The following is a 26,714-nucleotide window of genomic DNA, read 5'->3' on the forward strand; positions in this document are numbered from 1 at the left end:
GAAGCGACGCACTACCTAGGTGAAAACCAGTTATATCGACAGTCTAAACTTATAAATCTGTCCATATTTCTGGTTTTTTCGTTTTTATACAAGACAAAATGAAGAAGTTTCCAAAATGGGCACAAATCAGGGAGGAATCATAATGAAAAATTTAATCGAACTGGACAAGAAGCATTTCATTCATCCAACATCATCTATCCAGCAGCAACAGGAAAAGGGAGCTAAATTGATTGTAGAAAAGGGAGAGGGGATCTATTTAACTGACATAAATGGAAGCGTATTCATAGATGCGATGTCATCATTATGGAATGTAAATATTGGTCATGGCAGAAATGAACTTGCGGAAGCTGCTGCAGACCAGATGAAAAAACTGGCATATAGCTCTGCCTTTTCAACATTTAGCCATGAACCAGCTATTAAACTAGCAGCAAAGATTGCTTCACTTGCTCCAGAAGATTTAAATGCTGTTTTCTTTACGTCAGGAGGTTCGGAGTCCAATGATTCTGCTGTTAAATTAGTGCGCCACTACTGGAAAATACAAGGACATCCGCAACGCAGGAAAATTGTAGCATTAAAGCGAGGTTATCACGGAGTTGCTGCGGCTTCAACAAGTGTCACAGGAATTCCTGAGTTTTGGGATATGGCTGGCCATTTAATGAATGACTTTCTCCATGCAGACACCCCTTACTGGGAGGGAACAGAGAAGGCTATTGCATCGCTTCGTTCTGTGATTGAAGAAGAAGGAGCTGAGAATATTGCTGCTTTTTTTGCCGAACCAGTACAAGGTGCGGGTGGTGTATTAATTCCCCCATCCAATTATTTTAAAGAAGTCCGTAATTTATGTAATGAATATGGGATTTTGTTTGTTGCAGATGAAGTGATTACTGGATTTGGACGAACTGGAAAATTCTTTGGTATTGAAAATTGGGGAGTAACACCAGACTTAATTACGTTTGCTAAAGGAGTTACAAGTGGCTATATCCCAATGGGTGGGGTAATTGTGTCCGATTCTATTCACAACGTATTGAAGGATAAATCAAAAGGGACATTATTCCATGGTTTTACCTATAGCGGACACCCGACAGCAGCAGCTGTAGCATTGAGAAATATTGATATTATCGAAAAAGAAGGGCTGGTAGCTAATGCTAAAGCAATGGGGGCATACTTACTCGAAGGATTTAAAAAAATAAAAGAACAATTAAAAATTGTTGGTGATGTAAGAGCAATTGGCTTATTAGGAGCAGTCGAGCTAGTTCAAGATCCGGCTAACAATAAGCGCTTTTCTACAAAATTGCAAGTGGCTTCGAAAGTCGTAGAAGCTTTACATGAAAGAGGTGTAATTTGCCGGGCTGTTACGTATGAAAACACGGATATTATCTGTTTTTCACCACCCTTAATTATGGATCAATTACAAATTGATAGCATGGTAGAAAAATTATATGATGCTATTTTATCTGTTCAAAAACAACTTATTCCTCATATGGTGAATGAATAATAGCAAATAGCTCATGCATTAAGATTTAACATAAAATGAAATTTTATTTAGCAGGAAATCCTTTCCTTACCTGCAAATCCTGGCACCAAAAGGGAAAACCGCAGGACTTTTAGCAGAATCAGAGATTTACGGGCTATAATGCCCCACCTTCATGTCTTTTTTATACCTGATGCTGGGGGCATTACAGCTGGTTAATGCGTGTTGAAATCACGAAGTAAATGGGGGATGCATGTTGGAAAATGAACAGAAGCTGTTAAAGATACTAGGGAATCGAGATGTACTTACACTTGCATTTGGAGCTATGATTGGCTGGGGATGGGTTGTAACTGCTGGCTTATGGATAACAGGTGCAGGTTCGTTAGGGGCAATTCTTGCTTTTGCAATCGGTGGATTGATGGTAATATTTGTCGGGCTCACCTATGCAGAGCTAGCTTCAGCACTACCTTTAGCTGGAGGTGAACACGTATACAGTTTTAAAGCAATGGGGAGGATGGCATCATTTATTACAACATGGGCAATTATTCTTGGATATGTTTCTGTTGTAGCATTTGAAGCAGTTGCCCTTCCTACTGTTTTTGAATATTTAATTCCAAATTACAGTCAGGGCTATTTGTACACAATTGCAGAGTGGGATGTCACACTTACATGGGCAGGTGTTGGGATTCTAGGGTCTATTTTAATTGCTTGGGTAAATTATCGAGGAATAAAGTTCTCGACCTCGATTATGTTCATTCTAACATTGTTAATTATTATTGCAGGTATCTTGCTGATTACAGGCAGTACGATTGGCGGAAGTACGCAAAATATGGAGCCTTTGTTTGACAATGGGATGGCAGGGCTATTAACAGTACTCATTATGACGCCATTTATGTTTGTTGGATTTGATGTTATTCCGCAATCAGCTGAAGAAATTAATTTACCACAAAAGCGAATTGGACAATTACTAATATTCTCGGTGGTGCTTGCGATTGTCTGGTATGTTTCCGTTATATTTGGTGTGTCACGTATTTTAACGCCTGCAGAGTTAAATGAATCGACCCTGGTCACTGCCGATGCAATGGGTAAGGCATTTGGAGGCAGTCAAATGATGTCTAATATTCTTGTTCTCGGTGGTATTGGCGGGATTTTGACAAGCTGGATTGGTTTTTATGTAGGAGGAAGTCGCGCTATCTATGCACTTGCTAATGCCGGCATGCTTCCAAAAAGTTTAGGTGAACTTCATCCTAGGTATAAAACACCGCATAAAGCTATTTTGTTAATTGCATTCCTGTCAACTGCTGCACCATTATTAGGCAGGCCTGCATTAGTATGGTTTGTGGATGCAGGAGGACTTGGACTGGTCGTAGCATGGCTTATGGTAGCCATATCCTTCATTATTTTACGAAAAAAAGATCCAGAAATGAAACGGCCATTTAAACTACCTGGTGGCACAACACTAGGCTGGGTTGCAGCTGTGATGGCAGGCGGAATCGCCACCCTTTATATGCCAGGTATGCCATCAGCACTTGGTGGTCCTGAGTGGATTATTATCGGTGTATGGTCTGTTTTAGGAATCATCTTGTATAATGTGTCAATGGCCAAGTATGGAAAGGAATTTGCTGATGAGCATATGAAAAACGAAATTGACCGTATTGCTTAGAATTAAAAAAACAACAAAGGGAACAGTTGTAATTTAGCTGTTCCTTTTCATTAGGAAGTTTAAAGAGATAGGATAAAATATAAAAATGGAATCGTAATTACACACAACAAGCTTGAAACAATAACCCCAATCGATGCAAAAAGCGTGTCGCCATTGTATTCCTGAGCATAAATTGAAATAGTAGGCGCAGAAGGCATCCCAGCGACGAGAACGGCAATGGTTAGTAATGGTAATGGTACAGAAAGAAAAGCAAAAGGGAGTAGAAGGAGTGGGACGATAAGCAGCTTCGCTAGAGCTGCTTTCCAAATGTATTTATTTTTAAGTAGTAACGGAAAATCGTTGTATTTCACATCTGCGATTAAACTGCCAATTAAAATCATGGAAAGCGGAACAGTCATTTTTCCGAGACTTTCCAATGTGTTTGCGATCCCACTTGGCATACTGATGGGAAGAAACAAGATAATTAATCCGACGAATGTAGAAAAAGTTCCAGGATTCAAGAATACTTTGCTCCAATTGATCGTTGCTTTCGAACGTGAAAATAAATAGATTCCATATGTCCAGATAAGAATGAATAAAACAATATTATACATCGTCAAATAAACGATTCCCTGCTCCCCGAAAATAGCAAAAATAACTGCGAAACCAATATATCCTTGATTGCCGAAAATGATCAGTCCCTCATAAACGCTTTTCTGATTTTCGTTCAGCTGGGAGCGATTCCGCATCCAAATAGCAAGAAAAATGGATAAAAGAAGGGCATAGGAGGACATCGCAATAAGCCAAAGGAAATCTTTCATTAAATGATAGGAAAACGGCATATTTAAAGAGTATAAGATGAGTGCTGGTAAGGTGATATATAAAATAAGCTGTGTCAGTACATGATTGGTATTTTCATTAAAAATCCCAAATTTCCTGACTAAAAATCCAAGCAGTGCAATGCTGTACAACTGTATCATCTCTTGCAGGAAATTCAACGTTGAATCCAATATGATCCCCCCTCGAAGTACTATATGTGCAAATGACCTAATTGGTCTCTGCTGTTTGGAGGACTTTCTTAAATAAAATGTTTATATAATCCCTTATTTAAAGGGAGGGGGAAGATAATGATTTTTTCCTTTATGTAGAGACTGAGACAAAAGTGTTTTTATCACATAAACTCCGAACATGATTGACGAAAATAACCCGCTCCGGAAATATAATTCGCGCATCCTGCGGCGGCTGGTGAGCCTCCCACAGGAGTCTACGTATATTTCCTACGCTAAGTTTATACATCGTTCCTTTTTTTGTATAACACTTTCGTTATGTCCCAGCTCCACTTTTTAGTTTGGATGGTAGGCAAATTCATGAACTTAACACAGACTGCTTTTGATAATGAACAAATATTGACGTATAGGATGATGTACAAAACCTTGCTGAATCAAATGTTCTCACATGTAGTATTCGATCTACCAGCTTTTTTGTTGCTTTCGAATATAAATAATCTGACCAATATGATATGCATTATGCGTCGTTGCATTACCAACAAGCTCCCACCATTTAGCCGGTTCATAGGCCCAGCGAACAGATTCATCTAACTTTTCCTCTGTTAATAGCTTTTGCCATTGTAAGAGCACGTCTAATAATGTGTTCTTTAAGTCGTTAAACGTTTGTCCCTCTGGAAGGGTGAAGCTTTGATCGTTATTTTCCAATGCAGGTACAGCATGCACATCCGATTGGGTAAACCTGGTTTGCCATGTTTTATTCCAGTAAATAAGGTGCTGCACAATTTCTGCAATGCTATTACTAGCTTCATTAGGCTTCCAAAAGGCATCTTCTTCAGACAAGTTCTTAACGGAACTTGTAAATGGAAGGTACCAACTAGGATCATTTGCATTTGCCAACAATTGATTAAGTAAAAGCTCTTTCGTGTGTGCCATTTATTATTCACTCCTGAAATTAGAATTTGGTATCGACTATTTCATTAAGTTATTGATTCGTAATTGGTACTTCGGTAGTTGAAAACAATATACTTGATCTTAGCTTCGCCACTGCCTTTTTAAGAACTTCCTCTGGTTGGACAAGCCCAATCCGTACATACCCTTCACCACCTTCTCCAAATGCATTACCTGGTACAACAACAATCCCAGTCTCATCCATTAAACGATAGACAAATTCGGTTGAAGTAAACGGTTTCGGAACTTTTGCCCAGATAAACATAGAAGCACTAGGTGTATCAACTTTCCAGCCGAGCGCATTTAAACCACTTACTAGAATATCTCTGCGTCTTTTATAAATCGCTCTTAATTCTTCACTAAAGCTAACAGAATTCTCTAATGCTCGAATTGCTGCTTTTTGAATCGGAAAAAACACACCATAGTCAAGGTTCGATTTAAGTCGATTTAACCCAGCTACAACTGTTGGATTGCCAACAATATAGCCGATTCTGCAGCCTGCTAAGTTAAAACTTTTCGAGAATGAATTAAACTCGACACCAACTTCCTTTGCTCCTTTTATGGATAGGAAGCTAACTGGTTTATCCTCATAGTAAATCTCTGAATATGCAAAGTCATGAACAACAACAATCTGATGTTTCTTTGCAAAAGCTACCACTTGTTCGAAGAATTTCTTTGTTGCCAAAGCAGGAACAGGGTTACCTGGGAAGTTTAAGATCATGAGCTTAGCTTTTTCCCGAATTTCTCCGGGGATAGCTTCTAAATCTGGTAAAAAGTTATTATCCTCTTTAAGCGGCATGCCATAAACAGCCGCACCAGCCAATGCAACACCTGTATCATAAGCTGTATATCCAGGATCAGGTAATAAAATAATGTCACCAGGGTTTGTGAGCGCCATTGGTAAGTGAACGAGACCATCTTGTGATCCCATGACCATTAATGTTTCATTGACTGGATCTACGGTAACGCTATATTGATTATGGTAGTATGTTGCGATAGTCCGGTGAAGCTCATCAATCCCAGTTAATGTATAGCCGTAGTTGCCAGGGTGGGTAACATGCTTCGCAAGCTCATCAATGACATACTTTGCTGGGGGAAGGTCAGGGCTGCCTAAGCTTAAATCAATCATTTCGTTTCCTTCTTGATTTTTTTTCTTTTTGTAATTGGAAAGCTCATTAAAAATAGAAGTTTGAAAATGATGCATTTTATCCGATAGTGTTATGTTCATTTAAACCACCTCTTTGAAATAGAACTTAAAACTCAGTATATTATAACATTTATTAAGGGAATGGAATTGATTTTTTCAGGATTATGAATCGACATATCGATGATGGATCAAAAGCTATTAAAAAATAACTGTTCAGGTGATTCCGATTTATTTAAGCAGAGTTGCGGAAGGTACTGTTCAGACTGGTTTCTAAAGCAAAAGCAACAAGAGAAGCAAATGGAAAAAATACTAGAGAAAACAAGCCTTTCCAAGGTGCAGTTTGCAGTTAGCTGGAAAGTCAATTTACGACATATTGAGAACATCAGTAATTCATAACCTTACGCCTATAACTTTTCCACTATCACCTTAGACCTAAAAAACTTTACGGAATTTTCATACATTATTTAATTCCGGTTAATATGCGAAATCTATACTTAATATGAACGTAAACTTAGTCATGGAGGGAAGAGAATGAGGAGAATTTTTGCACTAATATCGGCTTTGATGCTTTTATTTACGACATTCTTCCATGGAGCAGCGCCTATTTATGCTGCCTCAGCTATTAATGAAGCGGATGCAAAAGCTGCCGAGAAGGAAGTCGAAGGAGAGGAAATGCAAGAGGTTTTACCAATTCAACATGAACAGCCAAAGGAGCTGATACAAGGAGAGGAATTCCAAGTAATAGCAACGATTCAAGATGCTGAGAAAGTGTCGTTGTATTATAAGCAAGACGCTGAAGCGACAGCAATCCCAATGGAGCGTTCAGAGAATACGGATTTATATATTGCAGTGATTCCAGGGGATGCTATATCAAGCTCAAAATTGGAATATTGGTTTGAAGTAAGGAATGAGAACGAGAGTGTTACATCTTTACCTTATATTACGGAGGTAAAAGAAAAGCAACCAGAAAATCAAGAACAAGAAGAGGCACAGGATGACCAAGATTCTGCTACTGCGGCAACTGAAGAAGTATTGGCAATTGAGCATGAAGCTATAACGAATATCAATGATGGAGCGGATATTACATTTGAGGCGAATATTAAAAATGCAGAAGATGTAATCTTACAATTCCAATCGGGTGTAAAGATGGCTAAGCAGGAATTACCATTTACAAAGGTTGAAGGTACAGAAAATTATACAGTAGAAGTTTCAGAAATACATTTATGGTCCGATAACTTTAAGTACAACATAATCGCACGTGATGCAGATGGAGAGGAAATAACTTATCCTGAAGAAGGCTACATAGAAGCAGCTGTACAATCAGAAGAACCGAATACACAAAAGCTTCCAACTCTGCTTATTACAGAAATTGCACCTCAGCCAGATGGCTATGGATTTATTGAAATCTATAATAATAGTAATCAGCCGATAAACCTGAAGGATTATCAACTTTCGTACCATGACGGAAATAACGCAACAGACCTAGTATGGGATCTAACAGAGAAAGAGGAAAAAGTTATTCAGCCAGAGGAAACATACATCCTTTGGTTGCAAGATAAAGCACTAACAACAGATGACTTTAATAGGAATTATGATGTTACATTAACAGAAGATCGTGTAACAACAATTGAAAGCAACGGATTGGAAAACAATCAAGACCAAACCATAATTATCCGTGATAACATGGGTGAGGAAATTATACGTGCTGCTTATAGTGAACTGGAAGAGAAGAATCAAGGAATTGTTTATCAATATCCGTCAGAAGGTAATGAGATGCAATTCGTTGGGCTTGGGGAAACTGCTACTCCATTAAACCTTACCAACGGACAAGTTCCAAGTGAGCCAGTAGAAACGGAAACGATGGATGTTAAGGCAGACACAGTAAAAGATGTTGAAGCTCCTATCATTGGAGAGCCTACCGTATCCCTAACGGATGATACTGTAACAGTAGAAATTGAAGTGACCTCAGAGCAAGAACTAGATGAAGTACAACTACATTTTAGCCAAAGCAGTGCCATTAAGGAACAATCCTTGCCAATGCAGGAAGAAGATTCTGTTTATAAGCTTACCTTACCACGCAATCAAATTTGGAGTGAGCAGGTTCAGTATTACTTTACTGCTTCAAATGACGCTGGTACTGCTACGTCAGAAACTTATGAAGCAGTTATTCCCCAGCCCGAAGCCGATTCACAAGCTATGCCGAAGCTATTAATTACGGAATTAACACCAGACACAGCAAACATGAATGGTGCCGATGCGTATGAGTTTATTGAGATTTATAACAATACGGATCAGCCAATTAATATGAAGGATTACCAGATCATTTACCGATATCCGACTGAAACCGCCGATCAGATTTGGGATATTACCGATGATAAGGTAATCGACTCTCAGGAAAGCTTTATTGTTTGGATTCATAATGACGGGAACCAACAGGCGACACTTGATGATTTTAATGAACAATATGGACTTGAGTTAACCGAGGATCGAGTGGCGATCATTCAAAGTGCTGGGATGGCAAATGGAAGTGAGCGCACACTAATTCTTGCAGATGAGTTTGGGAATGAGATTGTACAAGCTTCCTATAATGATGGTTCGGATGATGTTTTTACCGATCAAGGGGTTATGTATAAATATCCATCAGAAGGAAATACGATGCAAAAGCTCGGAATTGCAGAAAGTATTTCCCCACTTACAGTTTACCAAGAGCAAGTACCTAAAGAGCCTGTTGCGATTGAAATGAATGCAGAGGTTCCAGTAATTGGTGAACCTGAATTTGAAGTGACAGATGAAGAAATAACGATCCAGGTTGAAGTTATTTCTGAACAAGCTATACAAGGCGTTAATCTTTATGTAAGCCAAAGTGAAGCGATGGGATTTGATTCCATCACGATGGAAGAGACAGAGGGAGCTGCGCTCTATACGGCAAGTATTCCTCGTGCAGAAATATGGAGCGACAAGCTTAACTATTATATTGTCGCATCGAACCAAGCTGGCAGGGCAACGTCAGAAATAGGTGAATTCGATATTCCTCAAGCAGCTATAGACTATCAAGAAGTCCCACCTCTATTTATTACGGAGGTTGTACCAGATTCAACAAATGCAAATGGTGCGGACGCCTATGAATTTATTGAAGTATATAACAATACTACAGAAGCAATTGATTATAAAGATTATACCATTCGCTATCGTTACCCGAATACTGGACCAGAGGGGGACTTACTTTGGGGCCCACCTGCAGACCATGAGGAAATTATTATTCCGTCTGGTGAAACGGTTGTTTTCTGGATTATCAATTCTGGAAACTCGGATTTAACGGGTTCGGATTTTAATGCCCATTATGGAACAAACCTGACAGAAGGTAAGAACTTAATTAAGATTTATAACAATGGAATGTCAAATAGTGCAGAGCGTACATTTGTGATGGCAACGAAAAGCGGGTATGAACTATCCAATGTAAGCTACTTAGATGAAGCAGGTGTTGACGATACAGTTGCTGATAAAGGGATCCTATTCCGTTATCCTAGTGACGGAAGCCAAACGTTGAAAAAAATCAGTGCCGGTGTTTTGGATGCAACACCTGGAGAAGTCATTCCAGAACAAGTGCCGGGAGAAAAGGTACAATTACCTGATGACACCGCGGAACCAAACATAGAAGATACAACTGGAAAATATACCATCACATCGGAGGAACCTGTTCAAATTACAGCAACCATTACAGATGATATCGAAGTGAAATCTGTTAGTCTTTTTTACCGTACGATGGATGGAGAGAACTTTAGACAAGTAAACTTGGAACGACAAACAGAAGATACATTTCAACATACCATCTATGAACCCGAACTAATCGGACAACAAGAGCTGGAATATTACTTTGTTGCACGTGATGGACGTAATGAAAGTTCAACAGAAATAAAATCCGTAACGATTGAACATCCAAATGTAGAAACGGGACTTCGCTTAAATGTGGAAGAGGATGAATTAATTGCAGGTGAAAAAGTCATCAAGGCGACTGAAGATGCTTATACGAATGATATGCTATTGTTCCTTGATGACGAGCAAGTGACCGATACGTTTATGGCGATGGAAAATGAAGCGTATTTCGCATTTGATGTTAGTGAAACGAATATTTATTTCCAAAATGGTGTGACGATGGGGGATGAAATCCTAGAAATTTTCGATGATACGTATACAGACTTTGTTACATTAACAGTCCCTATTCCTGCTGACATGCTGAAGCCTGGAGAAAATACGATTACCATTCGTGCCGGAAATAAAGTAAGCCCGTTTGATGAAACATCAACTGAAAACCGCGATGATTTTACGATTAAAAATGTTCGCTTAGTATTAGAAGATGGAACAGTTATCTATGATCCAAACTATAATAACCCGGATACAAATTATTCTATCGGTGACAGTCCTGGAAAGGATCCAGTTTACGACTTTGATTTTACGATTGAAGAAGAAAAATTTGCATCACTTGCTTATTTATACGATACAACAACAGTCTCAGATGGGACGCATGAAATAAAAGCAACATTAGCTGATGACGAGACAATTGCAAATGTGATTGTTGATAATTCAGCACCGATTATTAAACCAAGCATTAAAGAAGGACAGGAGTATAAAGGTAACTTTACTATTGATGCAGAAATTGAAGACGCGAGTGATGTTGCAGAAGTTACGGCAACATTAGATGGGAAAACAATCGCATTTCCATATGAGACATCATCTGCTCAGCTTGCACCAGGTGAACATGAAATCATCTATACTGCAACAGATGCAGCAGGAAATACCGGAACAGAGACAATTACATTCCTTGTCGTGGAGGAACATCCATGGCTTCCAGATTGGATGAATAACCAGCCGGATGCAACGCGTGCTGATCTATCGGTGAAAATAAATGATCCAACTGGAGACAAGATGAAAGTCGACTTTTATCAGTCGTATCAGTATAAAGCTGATGATTCAAAGCACCTCACGATTTCACAAAATAGTGTTGGTACGGAACCTCCTGGAGAATTTTTACCAGAAGGAGAAACCGAATTTACAGAAGATGAGTTGGCACAATTATCCGATGTGGATGGAAAAGAAGTGTCAACTGAATCAACTACGGAATTTCCGTACCATCGCTTCGATGTTACCGTTAATAAAAATGTTCAGCCTGATGATGAAATCGAAATTGTATGGAATGGCTCCTCGTTGGATGGCCGAAAGGTAACAATGTATGCTTGGAATTATAAAACAACCGAGTGGGATGAGCTTACATCGATTATTGCAGGTGAAGCGGCGTTTGAGCTAGTCGGTTCTGTTACTGGAGATGCATATTTACAGGACAGTAAAGTAAGTGTTATTGTTCAAGACCAAATAGCGAATCCAGGGGAGGATTTTACATTTGTATGGATGTCCGATACACAATACTACTCTGAGAGCTATCCGAATATTTATAACGAACAAGTGGATTGGATTGCAGCCAATCAGGAAGCGTTAAATCTTGAGTACGTCATCCATACTGGAGATATCGTTAATATTTGGGATGATTTTGACCAATGGGAAGTTGCAGACAAGGCAATGAAAGTACTTGATGATGCTGGTATTCCATATGGAGTTCTTGCTGGAAATCATGATGTTGATCAAAAGGATAATAATTATACGAATTACTATACGTACTTTGGTGATCAACGGTTTGAGGATCGTTCCTATTTTGCTGGTTCCTATAAAAATAACCGCGGACACTATGACCTTATTTCAGTCAATGGAAATGATTTTATCATTGTTTACATGGGATGGGGTGTCGATCAGGATGGAATTGACTGGATCAATGATGTTCTGGAAGAGCATCCAAACCATAAAGCGATTTTAGGATTCCATGAATACTTGCTTGCCAGCGGGACAAGAAGTCCAATAGGAGATGAGCTTTTTGAAAAAGTTGTTGTTCCAAACGAAAATGTCCATGCAGTCCTATCGGGACATTACCATAACAGCCAAAAATTAATAGACAAAATTGATGATAATGGCGATGGTGCTGCTGATCACACTGTATACCAATTGCTTGCAGATTACCAGGGTGGACCAGAAGGCGGTCAAGGCTATATGCGACTGTTAACCTTTAATATGGAAACAAACCAAATGGAAGTACGTACCTATTCTCCGTATATGGATGAATACAATTACTATGATCCAGAAGAGTTCCCGGAGAAGGATGAATTCAATTTGGACTGGGATCTAGAACCGCAGCTGAAAGAAGTTGCAACTGATTATGTAGAGGTAAATGTGTACACTAAAAATCTGATTGATTCGATGAAAAATGTAGAGAGCGGAGATACAGCAACAGTTGTTTGGGAAAATCTAGATCCTAATAGCGAATATTTCTGGTATGTTATTGCATCTGATGATTTCGGTGGTATAGTTCGTTCAGACATTTGGCGTTTCCAAACAGTGGACGGAGAAGTGGTTGACCCATCTGAACCAGAAGTGCCGGAGGTTCCTGATCCGGAAGAAGAACCGAATAAGCCTGAAAAGCCTGGTGAAACACCTGATGATGGAAACGACAAGGATCCTGGTGAAGTTCCAAACGAGCAACTACCAAACAACAAGAAGCAAACCGTAACACCTGAAGTACAAAGTAACAAAGCCAAGCTTGATAGTGACGCATTTTATGAGGTAGCAAGTGACGGCAATATCATTGTTGATTTAAATGAATATGCAGACCAAGCTATCGTGGAACTCGAATTAACGGAAGAACAAATTAAGCTTATAAAGGAAAAAAATATTATCCTATCGATTCAAAAAGGTGATATTACGCTGGATATCCCGGCATCTGCATTCAGCGGAGCAGGCGATGTCATCATTAAAATCGAACGATTGGAACAAATTGCGGATGCATTAAGTAATATATATGATATTACGATTACACAGGGCGGTGCACTGATCAGTGAATTTGCAGAACCACTAACATTAACGTTGGGTGTATTCACTGCAAAAGTTACAAAGCCTGAACATCTTCATTTATATTATTTCAATGAGGATTCGAATGAGTGGAAGCTAGTCAATGGAAGTGAATTTGCAGATGATAAAGTTACTGCACCAGTACACCATTTGAGTACATTTGCTGCATTCGAAAAAGTCGAAGAAGCAAATACAAATGGTGGTTCTGCCCCAGTATCTGGTGACGGATCTTGGGAAGAGAAAGCTCCTATTATTGAAAAAGTAAGCTCAAATGATGATTCAGCATCCGGCGGATTCCTGCCAGATACAGCTACTGATATGTTTAACTATTTATTAATCGGTATAGTGTTCATAATAAGTGGTGTGGGGATATGGTATGTTGGATATTATAGAAGACAGCGATCGGTGGATTAATGGATTTGATGAAAGAACTTCAGCTAAGGCTGGAGTTCTTTTTTTGCAGATAAGAAAGTGCAACTAAGGCATTCGCCTAGAGACTTGGCAAATACCAAGTTTTCTTTACAATTATAATCAAATAAGGCTTAGAGAAAATTATCTCTAAGCCTTACGTCCATATCAATATAAATATATTTAGAACACTTTCGTCGTCCAATCCTCACAATTCCATTTATCCGTTACAATACCCTCGTAAAAATCAGGTTCATGGGAAATGAGGAGGACGCTGCCTTTGTATTCGTCTAGTGCTTGTTTTAGTTCTGCTTTTGCATCCGGGTCTAGATGATTTGTAGGTTCATCTAATACGAGTAAGTTGGACTCGTTATTAATTAATTTACAAAGTCGGACCTTGGCCTTCTCTCCACCACTTAGTACTTGAACTTTACTCTCAATATGTTTTGTTGTTAGTCCACATTTTGCAAGAGCAGCACGTACTTCGTATTGCGTGAAATGAGGGAATTCATCCCAAACCTCATCCATGCAGGTTTTATCTTTTTCTGTTTTTATTTCTTGTTCAAAATATCCAATATGAAGATGCTCACCTAACTGAACCGAGCCTGAAATGGCAGGGATTTCACCAAGAATGCTACGTAGCAAAGTAGTTTTACCAATACCATTGGCACCGTACAATGCAATCTTTTGTCCGCGTTCCATTGATAAATTAAGAGGCCTAGACAAGGCTTCATCATAGCCGATAACGAGGTCCTTCGTTTCGAACAGGTACTTACCAGGTGTACGAGCTTGTTTGAATTTAAATTCGGGTTTTGGTTTCTCGGCATCTAGCTCAATAACATCCATCTTATCCAATTTTTTTTGACGAGACATTGCCATTCGGCTTGTTGCTGCATTTGCTTTGTTTCTCGCGACAAAGTCCTTTAAATTAGCAATTTCCTGTTGTTGTTTCTTGTATGCAGCAGCAAGTTGCTGTTTTTTCATCTCGTATACACGCAAAAATTCATTGTAGTCTCCAGGGTAGCGTGTCAGCTGTTGATTTTCCATCTGGTAAATGAGGTTCACAACACTATTTAGGAATGGGATATCATGTGATACAAGGATAAATGCATGCTCATACGCTAACAGGTAGTTTTTTAGCCATTCGATATGCTCCACATCAAGATAGTTTGTCGGCTCATCGAGTAATAAAATATCTGGTTTTTCCAATAATAGCTTGGCAAGTAATACTTTCGTTCGTTGTCCGCCACTTAAGTCATGGACATCACGATCTAGACCAAATTCGTCTAAGCCAAGCCCGTTAGCAACTTCCTCTGCTTTTGCATCGATAATATAGAAGTCACTGTTCGTGAGGGCGTCTTGTATTTGTCCAGTTTCTTCGAGCAGTTTTTCTAATTCGTCAGGTCCGACTTCACCCATTTTTGTGAATAGTTCATTCATCTCAGCCTCCATATCATATAAATATTGGAAGGCTGTTCTTAGCACGTCTAGGATAGTCATCCCTTGCTTGAGTAAAGCATGCTGATCCAAGTAACCTACACGGACATTTTTTGCCCATGTCACATTTCCAGCATCTGGCTCAAGTTTCTGTGTAATAATATTCATAAAAGTGGACTTGCCTTCTCCATTCGCTCCGATTAGTCCAATATGTTCTCCTTGTAATAAACGAAAAGAAACGTCATCGAAAATGGCGCGATCCCCAAATCCGTGACTTAAATTTTTAACGGTAAGTAAACTCATTATAAAACACCTTTTCCTTCTAAAATACATTCTGTTCTATTATATAGGTCATTACAGAAAACGGCTAGTCAAGATTTGCTTCCAGCAGGTAGGTTTTACAAAACTCGAGGAGGCAGTGCCTGTCACTGTTATTTTATTTCGAGTATAGATGTAACATTTTTCAGTAAATTACGTCTGTAATGATAAGTAATTATTCTAAAAGAGATGGAAATGAAAGGTGGGGGTCTTTATGAAAAATGGGTTGATTATTTTGATTGTTCTTTGGATCGGCATGTTGCTAGCTGCTTGCAGTAATGATGTGGAAAATAGTAATGTAAGCAGCGATAGGGCTAATTATGACTCGGAAGAAAGCGTGGAAATAGAAAGTATAGAAATAGAAAGCAGCAATTCGATTAGTGGAGAAGCTGATCGCACTACTGAACCAGAAGTGAGTGATTCACAAGAAGAAAGTGGTTCATCACAAGAAGAAATCGTCGAGTCTGATCGAAAAATAATTTACACTGCTGATCTGCAAATTGAAGTAAAAAATTATCAGCAGACATTAAATACGATTCAGTCTCAGGTTGCAAACCGTGGTGGGTACGTTGTAGATTCGAATATGCAAGGGTACGCAGAAAATGATTCAACTACCGGACAGGTGACAGTAAGGATTCCTCAGGATCAGTTTCGTGAATTTATTCAGATTGTGGAAGATGGGAGCAGTAAAGTTTTGGAAAGTTCCATTTCAGGTCAGGATGTAACAGAAGAATTTATTGATCTAGAGTCTCGTTTAAAATCAAGAGGAGTTGTTGAAGAAAGATTGCTTTCCTTTATGGAGCAAGCAGAGAAAACAGAAGATCTATTAACCATTTCAGCTGATTTAGCTGAAGTTCAAGGTGAAATAGAGGAGATAAAAGGACGAATGAATTATTTACAAAACAGAACTGACTTGGCAACGGTTACGATCTATATGGAGGAAAAAAATGTAACGATTTCGGGGATGAGTGAAGGGGAACTAAACACCCTGGAAAAAACCAAACAGCAATTTTTGAATAGCATTAATTTTCTTCTCGCAGTATTCTCAGGGATTTTTGTGTTCATTATAGGTAATATGCCTGTGCTTATCTTACTCGGAGTTATCGTGGTGATTGGATTTTTTGTTTACAGAAGAATAAAGAAAAATAACCAGAATGGTTAGGTTCATTTGATGAAGTTCAGTGAGGGGAAATCAATTTATTGGAACATTAACAGGCTTTGAAAAGTAAAAAGTGACCGATATTTTTATATGTTGGTCACTTTTTACATTTACACTGTTAAATCTAGCAAAGCGTCGAAACGCCAGATGAGGACAATCAATGGGAAAGAAAGGAATTAAGTACATTTTAAACCAAAATACCTAATCCAACAGCTGTTAGCATCGCAAGAAAAAGTAAGATCTTTTCATAATTACTTACCTGTTCATGATTTGTTACATCCATTTTCAGAACAAGTATTATCGCTATAGTGAGCATAATCAATAGAAAGCCTGCAGCCCAAATTCGGTCGAATCCTAACCAAAGCATGCATAATGCTGCAAAGGAAAAATAGAGCAGCGCTGGGAAACGTGCATAATAAAGTCCGAATCGCTCAACAAACCAAACGACACTTGTTTGTTTTTTTGGTAAAGCTCGTCTGTCAGCTTGTAAATCTGGAATGTGATGAACCATTACCCATGCCATACAAAAAAGGGCATTAATCAAGGAATTTTGGATTGCCCATAATGGAATTGTATTTAACATCAACCAAGGTCCAGCCAAACCAAGTGAAAAGATAGCTGGAAAAAGACTTGCCCATTCACCTAAAAAAGGCCGATAGCTTAGATGCAAAGGAGAGACCGAGTAAGAAACGGCACTCCAGATTCCAATCAATAATAAAATGACGAGCTTGTATTGTGCAAAAATAGCGAGCACTAAAGCAAGGATTAAAAGAATAAAGGTAAAGGCGAAAGCTAGTTTGAGAACTGCGTGCAAAGAAAACATTCCATTCTGGATTACGCGACTTCCCCCAGACAAAATAGCTGGACTAAAGCTATCCGTACCAGAACAATGATCGGTATAATCGTTAAAAGCATGTGTTAGGACGCCGTGAATGGCGAATGCAGCGATCGTAAGGAAAACAAATAGCAGCCAGAGCCGGTCCGAAGAGATTGATGAATATAAAAATAAAGGAAGTAAGCTAGAAATAATAGTCGCAACACTTGATGAGATAACCGCGATAGAACGCAGCAACACCCATCCTCCGCGAAATATTGCGTAAACTTGATTTGACAATGGTAGCACTCCTTTCGTTTATAATTTTGAATATGAACCTAATAAAACTATTACCAAAAAGTATTTTATTTTAACAGTGGTGAATATATCATTCCCTTTTTGCCAAAAAATGCTACCTATTTAGAAATGAATTTCAATTTCTTAAGGGAATTTGAATATATCACTTACAATTACTTATAAATACTTGTAAATCTGTGTAAAATATGTATAATTACTTATAAATACGTACTGAAGTTGGTGAAGAAGCATTGTACCAAGAAGAGAGATTGTTATCTATTTTAGACTTCCTTCAAAAAAATAAACGAATATCGGTTGAAGAAATATGTACGATGTTTCATGTTTCAAGAGATACAGCGCGAAGGGATCTTGTTAAGTTAGAAGTGGAAAATTCTATTATACGTACACGTGGCGGAGCAATCTTACCATCTATTCAGGAAGAAATTAAAAACTACTCAAAGCGTCTGGAGACTGTATCACAGGAAAAAAAGATAATCGGGAAGAAGGCAGCTTCTTTAATTTATCCGAATGACAATATTATTTTAGATACATCAACGACAGTTCAGGCCTGTGCAGAGCACATTCAAAATATGGATTGTACAATCATTACGAATTCAATTAACCTGGCAGAAGTATTGTCTAATAGATCCCATATCAATATTCAACTTCTGGGTGGCACACTGCATAAAGAGCATCGCTTTTTATACGGCTCTTCTGTAGTGGAGAAGCTCTCGGATTACTACGTGGATAAACTTTTTGTTGGTGTTATTGGAATATCAGAAACTGGATTGACCATTGCGCATGAAGAAGACGGTGTTGTAAAAAGAAAGATGGTTAAGCAAGCGAAACAGGTGATTGTCTTAGCAGATCATACCAAGCTCGGAACGAATCACTTTTTCAAATTTGCAAGCTTAGATGATGTAGATCTAATAATTACAGATAAAACACCACCAAAGGCCTTTATGGAAGTCTTGCGAAAAAACAATGTAGAATTACTAATAGCAGACGGTGAAACGAAAGGTGATAAATAAGATGACAAAATTAATTGCAATTGATTTAGATGGAACCCTGCTTAATGAAAAAAGTGAAATAAGTGAGAACAACAAACAAGCACTTCTAGCCGCACAAGCGCAAGGAATTGAGGTTGTTATTGCTACTGGGCGTGCTCATTTTGATGTGCAAACGATCTTTAAAAATACTAATATGAAGACATGGATTATCGGAGCAAACGGAGCAACAATTCATCGTCCAAACGGAGAATTATTTCACCATCTACCGATGAAGCATGAAGATGCACTGGAGAGCTTAAATTGGCTTGAACAAGAGGGATTTTATTATGAAATCTTTAGCAATGAAGCTATCCTAACACCACAAAATGGTCGGGAACGATTAACGATTGAAATGGATCGTGTGCTGAGCGGCAACCCAAATATAAGTGTGGAAGAACTAAAACAGGCAATCAATAAGCAGTTCAGTCAAACGGGATTTTCTTATATTGATTCTCATAAAGAAGTGAGTGAAATGGGCATTGATATTTATAACATCCTTGCATTTTCATTTGATGAGGCAAAACTAAATAAGGGCTGGGAACAATTTAAAGACCACAATGACTTAACGATTGTATCGTCAGCAAATCATAATTTTGAGTTGGAGCACAAAAATGCATCTAAGGGAAATGCCTTAGCAATCCTTGCGAATAAATTAGGTATTCATATAGCGGATACTGCAGCTGTTGGAGATAGTTTTAATGATTTATCAATGTTAACAACAGCAGGCAGAAGTGCTGCTATGGGAAATGCTCCTGATGCAATTAAAGAAGCGGCTGGGGAAGTTACGCTTTCCAATCATGAAAATGGAGTTGCTCATTTTATTAATTCACTTCGTAAACAATAAAGCGAGGCGGATTATTTAAGTATAGAAACACCATGCCTTCAAAGTATCTGACTTCGTGTGTCATGATACGAGTGATTTTGTTTTAACATTCATAGCCACTGGCTATTCCTAATATTTCATTGGGTTTGCTTGAAACCCGATTCGTGGCCCGCTTTCTGGCGTAACGCAAATGCGGCGTAACAGAAGGGGGCTATTTGCATTTCACTTTATAGTCTGCCAGCCCATTCCGCTTTCTAAATGTGATAAAATAGCAAAAAAGGGGGGCGGCAAATGAAGATTTCTGAGTTTGATATTCAAGGAGCAATTGATCAAGCAACACGCTGTCAGCATTATCATACCGGCAAAGACATCATCGCTATTCGTTTTTATTGCTGTAATCGTTATTTTCCTTGTCATTTATGTCACGAAGCGTATGGTTGTGGGAAGGGAGAGGTTTGGCCACGTGAAAAGTTCAATGAAAAAGCTATCCTCTGTGGAAGCTGCAAGGAAGAGCTGACAATTAACCAATATATAAACAGTGACAACACGTGTCCAAACTGTCAAGCATCATTCAACAGCGGCTGTTCGCTTCACTATCATTTGTATTTCGAACATTTTCATCCGTCTTGTCCATTTGGGGATGATGGTTAGAAAAAAAGAGTCTATGCAACGGTACCGCCCCCCGAAAGTTAGAGTAGAAAACTAACTTTCGGGGGGCAGTACCCAACCCGAATGGTTTAAATAGGCTCTTTTTTATGATTAGTTTGCTCGTGAATGAACGCGTTCACCTTGCACCCAAACTTCACGAATATTCTCCGGTCGAGTGAGGTACATAATTTTCTGGAAAATATCATATAAATCTTCATTTGCATTAAAAATTGGTAATTTTGCAGTGGATAGTTTCGTGTCGATAATTTGTACATCCCATGCATAGTTTTTCTCGAGTCTGCCAATTGGTAAACTCAAACTTTCGCCCCCACCAGCAGTGGCAAAATAAAATGCTTCATTAATCGTAATCCGTGAATTTGGTACGCCGCGTTTTGCAGCTGGAAGTGCAGTATTCACACCATCCTCTAGCATCCTTGATGAAACAACAGCTTGTCTTGCATTATCAAAAATGCTCGGTGTCGACCCAGCAGAAATATCGGTACCTAGTCCAATATCCACTCCTTTTTTGTGAAAGCGTGCGATTGGAATGACACTATTGGCAAAGTATGCATTGGATATTGGACAGTGACCAATCGCTGTACCCGTTTTAGCAAATAATTCGGCATCGTTATCATCTAAGAAATTGCAATGTGCCATCACCGATTTATCACGTAAAAGACCAAAATCATTTAAGGCAAACGCATCGTTCTTTTGGAAGCGATCTTGTACATAATTATGCTCCCAGTCACCTTCGCTACAATGTGATTGGATATGGGTATCATATTTTGCTGCTAATTCGCCTAAGCCTTTTAATGCTTCATCGGTACAGCTTGGAATAAACCGGGGCGTTACAACAGGGTAAACCCCTTGTTTTGTTGACTTAGCTAAGTCCTTTACAGCTAAAATAAATTCCTCCGTATCGGCAAGCGCGGTTTGCGTGTCCTGATCTCGATAGTAGTCTGGATTTTGTTCGGGATCGTCCATGACAACTTTTCCAACTAGACCACGTTGGCCTTTCTCAGAACAAATTTTGGCGAGTAACAAACTAGCTTCCTTATGGACGGTTGCAAAATAAAGGGCAGTCGTCGTACCATTTGCAAGAAATGTGCTGACTAAATCTTCATAGACTTTTTTCGCATAATCCAAGTCGGAAAACTTCGACTCAACCGGAAAGGTATACGTATTTAACCAATCGTAAAGTGGGAGGTCTAATGCTGTTCCAGATTGCGCCCATTGAGGTGCATGGACATGTAAATCAACAAAACCAGGTAGTAAATACTGTCCATCTGCTAAACGATGAAAGTTCTCTGCTTCACTATAGGCATCGAGTAGTTTTTCATATTCTGAATCTGATGGTGCAACAATTTTTTCAATTATCCCATCCTCATTAATACAGAAAAGATAGTCTACTAGCTGTTCCACTTCTTTCGCTGATTTACTTGTAAAAGCAGTTCCGTGAAATATTTGCATATATTGTTTCATGTTATCACCTTAATGTTCGTATTTTAGTATTATGATTGTCATTATAAGACATAAAAATAACTTCGTCTATGGAAATCCAAGATATCTTTTTAGCCAGTAATAATCTTCATTATTCAACAATTAGTGTATTTGTCTAAATTATTGGAAGGTTGTTTTTTATTTTTCAGGTATTGTTTTTGCCCAAATGGGTGCTATACTATAAACATTCTAAAAAATATGTATTGTTATTTTCATATAATCGTAGGGATATGGCCTACAAGTATCTACCGGTTTACCGTAAATAAACTGACTATGAGAAGCAATCGTGAATAGACATCCATTGGAACTTACCTATTTTAGGTTTGGTTCAGTGTGTTACTCGTAACTAGCGACCATGAAATATGGTTTGTTTGAAGTCTTGTCTTTTCACGGTATTTCGATATCTAAAGCTCGAAGTACATTGCTTTCTCCAAAGAGGGGCATGTATTTCGAGCTTTTTTTATTCTATGTTTCCATTATATGAGAAGCACTACAGTAAATTTTTTAAAAAATCTAGTAACGTACTAGACGAAGGGAGATAAGAGCTTGGAGAATGCTGTGAGAGAATTAGAGACAAAGACAGTAAAGAATGAGAATGAGCAAGGTAGAAAAAAAGAGGATATTTCAGTAGGAAAGTCTATTTTTGTAGGGTTACAGCATGTATTAGCAATGGATTTATTTATTCCGCCGATTATTTTAGCCGGGCTATTATCCTTTTCGGTTGCTGATAGTGCATTGTTAATTCAGATGACATTTATTGCTTGTGGAATTGCAACAATTATTCAGGCTGGATTCGCGATGAAGCTGCCTGTTATGCAAGGACCATCATTTGTGCCACTCAGTGCACTTGCAGCAATTGGAACAACGTCTGGAATGGGAGCGATGATTGGTAGTTTAATACCAGGTGCTTTGTTAATCGCACTATTAGGTTATCCATTGAAAATTTTCAGTAAGGTCGTACGGAAATTCATACCACCGATTGTTGCAGGTACAGTCATCGTCGTTGTTGGTTTTTCCTTAATGCCAACAGCAATCAATTCGATCTATAGCGCGGAAGGTAGCTTTAATACAAACATTTTTATCGCGTTTGTTACAGTAGCAGTACTGATTAGCTCTATGTACATTGGTGAAAAAGCCAAAACGAAATGGAAACATATTAAAGTTGCATCTGTTATTTTAGCTTTGGGTATAGGTACAATCGTTGCATCTTTCTTTGGAATGGTAGATTTTTCTTCGGTACGTGACGCTGCATGGTTTGCGATGCCAAGTATATTTGCTCTTGGGACCCCAACCTTTGAATTGGATGCGATTTTGATTATGCTTGCTATCTACTTCATTATTATGATTGAAACAACTGGAACGTGGTTCACAGTAGGTAATGTTACGGAAGAAAAGCTGGATGATAAACGATTAAACGGCGGAGCTTTTGGTGAAGGGCTAGGCTGCTTTGCTGGATCTTTCTTCGGTGGCACACCAGTTACAGGCTATTCCACGAATGCAGGAATTATTGCCATCACTGGTGTGAAAAGTAGGAAACCGATAATTGCAGGTGGTGTCTTTCTTCTCATGTTTGGAATGATGCCAAAGCTTATGACCGTAATTGCTAGTATCCCGCCAGTAGTCATCAGCAGTGTGTTTGCAATTATTTGTGTTGTAATCATGATGAATGGTTTTAAAGTGGTAAAGCAAGCGCCATTTACAGAACGGAATATGCTTGTGATCGGTATTCCAATTATGCTCGCACTATTTGCGGTGCTTATGCCGGCAGATATTTTATATGGCCTTCCAAGTATCGTAACTTATTTTGTTTCATCTGGAATTGCTATTGGAGCAATTGCAGCATTAATACTTAATTTAGTACTTCCGGAGAAGAAAGAAGATACTGGATTAGCACCAAAACTAAACGTTAATTAGATATAGAAGATTTTTCAAAAAAGAGCAACTTGCACTCCAAAGTACAAGGACTTCTAATAAAGCAAAATAACGCTTTTAAGAATTCCTGACGAATGCTAAGTTTTCTAAATAAAAGGGGAGTTTATCGTTATGCAACAAGATAGATTATGGAACCAGTGGCACCCGGTTTATAAAGCGGATGAATTAAAAGAAGATCCACAGCAGGTATTTGTTTTGGGTGAGCGTGTCGTGATTTTTCGTAATGAGAAGGGCGTACATGCATTTAAAGATTTATGTATCCACCGCGGAGCGGCACTTTCGCTTGGAAAGGTAAAGAATGGAAAACTTGTTTGCGCCTACCATGCTTGGGAATACAATGATACTGGCGAATGTGTGAAAATACCGGCATTGCCATGTGAGAGACCTATTCCGAAGAAAGCGAGAGCAACGGTTTACCATGCGCAGGAATCTTTCGGTTTGATTTGGGTTAATTTGGGTGATGACCCAGATCCAATGATTACTTATCCGGAATATAATAAAGCGGGATATCGTACTGCTGTTTGCGGACCATATGATGTAAAGGCAAATGCACCAAGAATCATTGAAAATTTCCTGGATGTGTCGCATCTTATGTTTGTGCATGAAGGTATGCTTGGAGATGAAGACCATGCTGAGATTGTTGATTACGATGTGAATTTTATCGATAATCGTTTTATTACAAGTAAGATACCTGTGTATCAACCGAATCCAGATGGACGTTCAAAAGGCGGCTACGCAGATTACGTTTATGAAATTCTTAATCCAACGACAGCACGATTTACAAAAACAACGGAGGGTTCAGACGAAGCATTGACGATACTCGCAACTGTAAACCAAGAAGATAATGAACAAACGAAGGTGTTTATGCTATTAACGAGAAATTATGATCTTGAACAGTCTGATGATTCGTTTATTGAATTCCAGGATACGATTTTCTATCAAGATTTAGATATTGTGGAGAGCCAAAAACCAGAACTGCTTCCTTTAGACTTGCAAATAGAAATGCACCTTAAATCAGACGCGTTGACCATTGCATATCGCAGATGGTTGGATGAACTAGGAGTGGAAACTGGAACATTAGCGATTGATGAATCGAAACGAAGTAAGCGGAAGAAAGTATTGAACTAGAGACTATAGCTCGAAAAAATAAAATGTCTTGCAGAAATGACAATCTGTAAGGCGTTTTTTATTGTATATGGAGTTCTATGTAGATCTTATTGTAAATTAAATGAAACAAATAAAGCAATGTGCTACTACGATGACCAAGTAGGCACATTGCTTTATTCTTATCGTACTTTCTCTAAAACCTTTTCTTCTTTTAATTCTAATGATTGAATAAATCGTCCGATTCGTTTCATTGCAGTCTCGAGCTGTTCAATGGAAGCTGCATAGGAACATCGAATATAGCCTTCTCCAGATGCTCCGAAGGCATTCCCTGGTACAACGGCAACCTTTTCTTCTTGCAGAAGACGAGCGGCAAATTCTTCGGATGTGAGTCCTGTTTTCTGAATAGAAGGGAAAACATAGAATGCCCCGCCTGGTGTATGACAATCCAATCCTATCGTGCGCAGCGATTGGACCATGAAATTTCTTCGTCTCCAGTAATTTTGCCTCATTTTTTCAACTTGATCCGCACTATTACGTAAGGCCTCGAGTGCTCCAAGCTGAAGCATCGTTGGTGCACACATTGTCGTGAATTGGTAAATTTTCACCATTACTTGTATAAATTCACGGGGTGCAGCGAGAAAACCTAAACGCCAGCCGGTCATTGCAAATCCCTTTGAAAATCCATTAACGACGATCGTACGATCATACATGCCAGGAATTGCAGCAAAGCTAGTGAATTCCTCATCATATGACAACTCTGCATAAATCTCATCGGTAACGACAAGCAGGTCATGTTTTTCCACAACCTGGGCAATTTCTGTTAGCTCTGCTCTATTTAAACAGGAGCCTGTTGGGTTACTAGGGGAGCATAATAAAATTGCTTTTGTTCGATCTGTTATGGCTGCCTCCAGCTGCTCTGTCGTTACTTTAAAGTCGTTGTCTGCATATGTTGCAATGCGGACTGGAATCCCACCAGCCAATGTTACAAGCGCTGTATAAGAAACAAAGGCAGGCTCGATAATAAGTACCTCATCTCCTGGATTCAAAATCGCTCGGAATGCTAAATCCAAGGACTGACTTGCGCCTACGGTGACGATGACCTGGTCCTCTGGTTGATAGCTAAGTTTAAAATTTCTTTTCAAATAATTAGATATTTCTTGACGTAATTCTAATAACCCGGCATTTGCTGTATACGATGTGTGACCGTCTTTTAGTGCTTCAATTGTTGCCTCGCGAATATTCCACGGTGTAACAAAGTCTGGTTCTCCAACACCAAGTGAAATGACATCCTCCATACTTGCTGCTAAGTCAAAGAATTTTCGTATTCCAGATGGTTCTAATCCTTTTGCTGTAGTTGATAAGTAGTTTTGAAAGTCTATACTCATGGGGTAATCACCATTCTCCGATCTTTATCATCATTTCCTTCAATAATTACGCCATCATGCTTATATTTCTTTAGCATAAAGTGGCTTGTAGTGGATACGACATTATCAATTGTAGCTAATTTATTGGATACAAAAGCTGCAATTTCATTCATTGTTTTACCTTCGACGGTTACAGATAAATCATAGGTACCTGACATAAGGTACAGTGATTGAACCTCTGGGTAGCGGTAAATCTGTTCAGCTACCTCATTAAAGCCAACACCACGTTCTGGTGTTACTTTAACATCAATCATTGCTACAATTGTTTCTTTTCCCTCTATTTTATTCCAATCAATAAGTGTTGGGTAGCTAACAATAATTTTTTCATCTTCTAGTTTTCGGATGGTCATTTGTGCTTGTTCTTCACTTATTCCAAGCTGCAATGCAATGGATTCTGTTGATACATTATGGTTTTCTTCAAGTATCGATAAAATATTTAATTCCTCTTTTGTTAGTTTCATTCCAATCCGCCTTCCATTGCTGTTAATTTGTAACATTAATTAAACGAAGCAATGATGAAATTATATCATTTTTAAACTGTAATCAAAACTAAAATTTAAGGTTTTTTGATTCTATATAGAAAAACGCGTACTTCCAAATCCCTCTATCAGTTTAGAATTATTCGTACTATAATT

17 protein-coding genes and 1 riboswitch are annotated in these 26,714 nt (G+C 38.7%); of the genes, 9 read left to right on the plus strand and 8 right to left on the minus strand.

Annotated features, from left to right (window positions below):
* The first annotated feature begins 142 nt into the window (after positions 1-142).
* Together MHH64_RS11395 and MHH64_RS11400 are read left to right on the plus strand one after the other, a co-directional pair.
* A complete protein-coding gene (locus tag MHH64_RS11395) occupies positions 143-1,495 on the plus strand; it encodes an aspartate aminotransferase family protein (RefSeq protein ID WP_340001784.1) in 1,353 nt (450 codons plus the stop codon).
* A 229-nt stretch (positions 1,496-1,724) separates the two neighbouring features.
* Positions 1,725-3,134 (plus strand): amino acid permease, encoded by a 1,410-nt coding sequence (locus tag MHH64_RS11400; RefSeq protein ID WP_118890366.1) that lies wholly within the window; start codon positions 1,725-1,727, stop codon positions 3,132-3,134.
* Positions 3,135-3,193: 59 nt separating this feature from the next.
* On the opposite strand, the gene MHH64_RS11405 is transcribed toward MHH64_RS11400, so the two are convergent.
* The 3 genes from MHH64_RS11405 to MHH64_RS11415 all read right to left on the minus strand — a co-directional run bounded on the left by MHH64_RS11405 (position 3,194) and on the right by MHH64_RS11415 (position 6,296).
* On the minus strand, positions 3,194-4,123 hold the full coding sequence (locus MHH64_RS11405) for an AEC family transporter (protein WP_095307534.1): 930 nt from the start codon (positions 4,121-4,123) through the stop codon (positions 3,194-3,196).
* Positions 4,124-4,582: 459 nt separating this feature from the next.
* A complete protein-coding gene (locus MHH64_RS11410; RefSeq protein ID WP_118890266.1) occupies positions 4,583-5,053 on the minus strand; it encodes a DinB family protein in 471 nt (156 codons plus the stop codon).
* 49 nt (positions 5,054-5,102) lie between these two features.
* Positions 5,103-6,296: an LL-diaminopimelate aminotransferase gene (locus tag MHH64_RS11415; RefSeq protein WP_340001785.1), complete on the minus strand. Its 1,194-nt coding sequence runs from the start codon at positions 6,294-6,296 to the stop codon at positions 5,103-5,105.
* A 450-nt stretch (positions 6,297-6,746) separates the two neighbouring features.
* On the opposite strand from MHH64_RS11415, the gene MHH64_RS11420 reads away from it, so the two are divergent.
* Positions 6,747-13,577, plus strand: a complete 6,831-nt coding sequence (locus tag MHH64_RS11420; protein WP_340001786.1) for a lamin tail domain-containing protein — start codon at positions 6,747-6,749, stop codon at positions 13,575-13,577.
* A gap of 177 nt (positions 13,578-13,754) precedes the next feature.
* On the opposite strand, the gene MHH64_RS11425 is transcribed toward MHH64_RS11420, so the two are convergent.
* Positions 13,755-15,311 carry an ABC-F family ATP-binding cassette domain-containing protein gene (locus MHH64_RS11425; RefSeq protein WP_340001788.1) on the minus strand — a complete coding sequence of 519 codons (1,557 nt, stop codon included), beginning with the start codon at positions 15,309-15,311 and terminating at the stop codon, positions 13,755-13,757.
* A 229-nt stretch (positions 15,312-15,540) separates the two neighbouring features.
* On the opposite strand from MHH64_RS11425, the gene MHH64_RS11430 reads away from it, so the two are divergent.
* Entirely contained in the window at positions 15,541-16,488 is a 948-nt protein-coding gene (locus MHH64_RS11430) for a DUF4349 domain-containing protein (protein ID WP_303450927.1), read from the plus strand.
* 184 nt (positions 16,489-16,672) lie between these two features.
* Here the strand turns inward: MHH64_RS11430 and MHH64_RS11435 are convergent, their stop codons facing one another.
* Positions 16,673-17,599: a prenyltransferase gene (locus tag MHH64_RS11435; protein WP_118890272.1), complete on the minus strand. Its 927-nt coding sequence runs from the start codon at positions 17,597-17,599 to the stop codon at positions 16,673-16,675.
* Between the two features lie 248 nt (positions 17,600-17,847).
* On the opposite strand from MHH64_RS11435, the gene MHH64_RS11440 reads away from it, so the two are divergent.
* The 3 genes from MHH64_RS11440 to MHH64_RS11450 all read left to right on the plus strand — a co-directional run bounded on the left by MHH64_RS11440 (position 17,848) and on the right by MHH64_RS11450 (position 20,119).
* Entirely contained in the window at positions 17,848-18,627 is a 780-nt protein-coding gene (locus MHH64_RS11440; RefSeq protein WP_340001789.1) for a DeoR/GlpR family DNA-binding transcription regulator, read from the plus strand.
* Between the two features lies 1 nt (position 18,628).
* Positions 18,629-19,489: a Cof-type HAD-IIB family hydrolase gene (locus MHH64_RS11445; protein ID WP_118890274.1), complete on the plus strand. Its 861-nt coding sequence runs from the start codon at positions 18,629-18,631 to the stop codon at positions 19,487-19,489.
* Positions 19,490-19,759: 270 nt separating this feature from the next.
* Positions 19,760-20,119 (plus strand): CHY zinc finger protein, encoded by a 360-nt coding sequence (locus tag MHH64_RS11450; protein WP_118890275.1) that lies wholly within the window; start codon positions 19,760-19,762, stop codon positions 20,117-20,119.
* A gap of 108 nt (positions 20,120-20,227) precedes the next feature.
* Here MHH64_RS11450 and guaD read toward each other — a convergent pair whose 3' ends face one another.
* Complete coding sequence (gene guaD / locus MHH64_RS11455; RefSeq protein WP_340001790.1) at positions 20,228-21,598, minus strand: guanine deaminase; 1,371 nt, start codon at positions 21,596-21,598, stop codon at positions 20,228-20,230.
* Between the two features lie 210 nt (positions 21,599-21,808).
* Positions 21,809-21,910, plus strand: a riboswitch (purine riboswitch).
* A 264-nt stretch (positions 21,911-22,174) separates the two neighbouring features.
* Between guaD and MHH64_RS11460 the strand changes: the two genes are divergently transcribed.
* Together MHH64_RS11460 and MHH64_RS11465 are read left to right on the plus strand one after the other, a co-directional pair.
* Positions 22,175-23,530, plus strand: coding sequence for a solute carrier family 23 protein (locus tag MHH64_RS11460; RefSeq protein WP_303451309.1), 1,356 nt, complete (start codon positions 22,175-22,177; stop codon positions 23,528-23,530).
* A gap of 129 nt (positions 23,531-23,659) precedes the next feature.
* Entirely contained in the window at positions 23,660-24,676 is a 1,017-nt protein-coding gene (locus MHH64_RS11465) for an aromatic ring-hydroxylating dioxygenase subunit alpha (RefSeq protein WP_340001791.1), read from the plus strand.
* A gap of 158 nt (positions 24,677-24,834) precedes the next feature.
* Here MHH64_RS11465 and MHH64_RS11470 read toward each other — a convergent pair whose 3' ends face one another.
* Together MHH64_RS11470 and MHH64_RS11475 are read right to left on the minus strand one after the other, a co-directional pair.
* Positions 24,835-26,040, minus strand: a complete 1,206-nt coding sequence (locus MHH64_RS11470) for an aminotransferase (protein ID WP_340001792.1) — start codon at positions 26,038-26,040, stop codon at positions 24,835-24,837.
* Complete coding sequence (locus MHH64_RS11475; protein WP_303451298.1) at positions 26,037-26,540, minus strand: Lrp/AsnC family transcriptional regulator; 504 nt, start codon at positions 26,538-26,540, stop codon at positions 26,037-26,039. Before MHH64_RS11475 ends, MHH64_RS11470 begins: the two co-directional genes overlap by 4 nt.
* Positions 26,541-26,714 lie beyond the last annotated feature (174 nt).

The organism is Oceanobacillus sp. FSL K6-0127, from assembly GCF_037983385.1.
Classification (GTDB): Bacteria; Bacillota; Bacilli; order Bacillales; family Amphibacillaceae; genus Oceanobacillus; species Oceanobacillus profundus.